Genomic DNA, 2720 nt, shown 5'->3' with positions numbered 1-2720 from the left:
GTTGCGCCTGGACGTTGGGGGTGCCGGACGCGACGTGCGGCGGCGGCACCGGGACGGGGCGCAGGGTGCGGTCGGAGATGGAGCGGCTGCCCCGGCCGATCGCCACCATGCCGGACTGCACCAGCTCGCGGACGCCGAAGGGTTCGAGCACCCGGAGCATGGCCTCGAGCTTCTCGGGATTGCCGGTCGCCTCGATCGTGATCGCGTCCGGAGCCACGTCGACCACCTTCGCACGGAACAGCTGGACGGTCTCCAGCACCTGTCCCCTGGTCAGGGTGTCCGCCTTGACCTTCACCAGCAGCAGCTCGCGCTGCACTGTCTGGCTGGGCTCGAGCTCGACGATCTTGATCACGTTCACCAGCTTGTTCAGCTGCTTGGTGATCTGCTCCAGCGGCTGCTCGTCCACGCTGACCGCGATCGTCATCCGGGACACCTCGGGGTGCTCGGTGGGACCGACCGCGAGCGAGTCGATGTTGAACCCGCGCCGCGAGATCAGTGCGGCCACCCGGGCCAGCACACCGTGCTTGTTCTCGACCAGGACCGACAGTGTGTGCTTACTCATCACAGCTCCTCTGAGTCCCAGGTGGGCGCCATGTCCCGGGCGATCTGGATGTCGTCGTTGCTGGTGCCGGCGGCGACCATCGGCCAGACCATCGCGTCGCGGTGCACGACGAAGTCGACCACCACCGGCGCGTCGGTGACCGCCATCGCCTTCTCGATCGTCGCGTCCACCGAGTCGCGGTCGGAGCAGCGCATGCCGATGCCGCCCATCGCCTCGGCCAGCTTGGCGAAGTCCGGGATCCGGGCCGAGTGCAGGTCGGTGTTGGAGTACCGCTTGTCGTAGAACAGCGTCTGCCACTGCCGGACCATGCCGAGCGACTGGTTGTTGATCACGGCGACCTTGATCGGGATGCCCTCGAGCGCGCAGGTGACGAGCTCCTGGTTGGTCATCTGGAAGCAGCCGTCGCCGTCGATCGCCCACACGGTCTTGTCCGGCCGGGCGACCTTGGCGCCCATCGCGGCCGGCACGGCGTACCCCATGGTGCCGAGGCCGCCGGAGTTCAGCCAGTGGCCGGGCTTCTCGAACGGCAGGTAGTGCGCGGCCCACATCTGGTGCTGGCCGACGCCCGCGGTGTACACGGCGTCCGGGCCGGCGATCTTGCCGATCCGCTCGATCACGTACTGCGGGGACAGCGTGCCGTCGTCGGGTTCGTCGTACGCGACCGGGTACTTCGCCCGGACCGACTCCAGCTGGTTGCGCCAGGCGTCGTACGACGGGGTCCGGCCGGCGTTCGCGATCTCGGTCCGCAGGGCGGCGATCAGGTCGGTGATGACCTCCTTGCAGTCACCCACGATCGGCACGTCCGCGGCCCGGTTCTTGCCGATCTCGGCCGGGTCGATGTCCGCGTGGATCACCTTCGCCTCGGGGGCGAACGAGTCGAGCTTGCCGGTCACCCGGTCGTCGAACCGGGCGCCGAGGCAGATCAGCAGGTCGGAGCGCTGGAGAGCGCCGACCGCGGACACCGAGCCATGCATCCCGGGCATGCCGAAATGCAGCTCGTGCGTGTCCGGCAGCGCGCCGCGGGCCATCAGCGTGGTGACCACCGGGATGCCGAGCAGCTCGGCGAGCTCCTTCAGCTCGGCGTGCGCCTGGGCCCGGATCACGCCGCCACCGACGTACAGGACCGGCTTCTCGGCGGCCGCGATCAGCCGGGCCGCCTCACGCACCTGCTTGGGGTGCGGGCGGGTCACCGGCCGGTAGCCGGGCAGCGAGAGCTCGGTCGGCCACTGGAAGTCGACCTTCGCCTGCATCGCGTCCTTGGTCACGTCGACGAGCACCGGCCCGGGCCGTCCGGTCGACGCGATGTGGAACGCCTCGGCGACGGTGCTGGCGATGTCGTCGGGGTCGTTGACCAGGAAGTTGTGCTTGGTGATCGGCATCGTGATGCCGCGGATGTCGGCCTCCTGGAACGCGTCCGTGCCGATCGCGGCGCTGGCCACCTGACCGGTGATCGCGACCAGCGGGACGGAGTCCATGTACGCGTCGGCGATCGGCGTCACCAGGTTGGTCGCACCGGGTCCCGAGGTGGCCATGCAGACGCCCACCTTGCCGGACGCCGAGGCGTACCCCTGGGCGGCGTGGCCGGCGCCCTGCTCGTGACGTACCAGGATGTGGCGGATCTGGGTCGAGTCGAGCATCGGGTCGTACGCCGGGAGGATCGCGCCACCCGGGATGCCGAAGACCGTGTCCACCCCGGCATGTTCCAGTGCGCGGATCAGAGCCTGTGCCCCGGTCAGCTGCTCACTCATGAGTGCCTTCCTTGTCCTGTCACGTTGTGGCTTGTTGCGACCGATCCATCCTCGCTCCTCGTCGCTGTCCTTGCTCATCTGGGTCGCAGATAGTCGCAGTGGCAACAACTGTGCGCAATAAAAAGGCCCCCTCCGCCGGGTGGGCTGAAGGGGGCGCGCTCGACTCTGTGGTCGCGTCAGTCGGCGCGCCGCACAAGTACGAGGAGAATCGATCGCATGTAGGCAACACTCGCCGACACCCCGCGACCGGGTCAAGTTCGGCGCCACTGTGTCCCACCCAGTGAGATACCCGTCTTACCAACCGCCCGCACCAGCAACGCCTCGACGGGATATCCCATGAAATGGCCGGTTCTCCCCTCCGAACAAGAGCGGAGAAGGGGCCAGCTCACCGGATATCCCCTGACATGGCC

The 2720-nt window shown here is 68.4% G+C and carries 2 protein-coding genes; both read right to left on the bottom strand.

The features are described 5' to 3' along the window. On the bottom strand, positions 1-562 hold a 562-nt coding region (gene ilvN / locus E1218_RS35365; protein WP_132327387.1), incomplete at its 3' end, for an acetolactate synthase small subunit. Beyond that, complete coding sequence (locus E1218_RS35360) at positions 562-2310, bottom strand: acetolactate synthase large subunit (RefSeq protein WP_132327386.1); 1749 nt, start codon at positions 2308-2310, stop codon at positions 562-564. The genes E1218_RS35360 and ilvN, both read right to left, overlap by 1 nt. Positions 2311-2720 lie beyond the last annotated feature (410 nt).

The organism is Kribbella turkmenica (assembly GCF_004348725.1).
GTDB lineage: Bacteria > Actinomycetota > Actinomycetes > Propionibacteriales > Kribbellaceae > Kribbella > Kribbella turkmenica.
The sequence above is the reverse complement of the archived record's forward strand: the minus strand, read 5'-3'. Positions and strand labels throughout refer to the sequence as shown.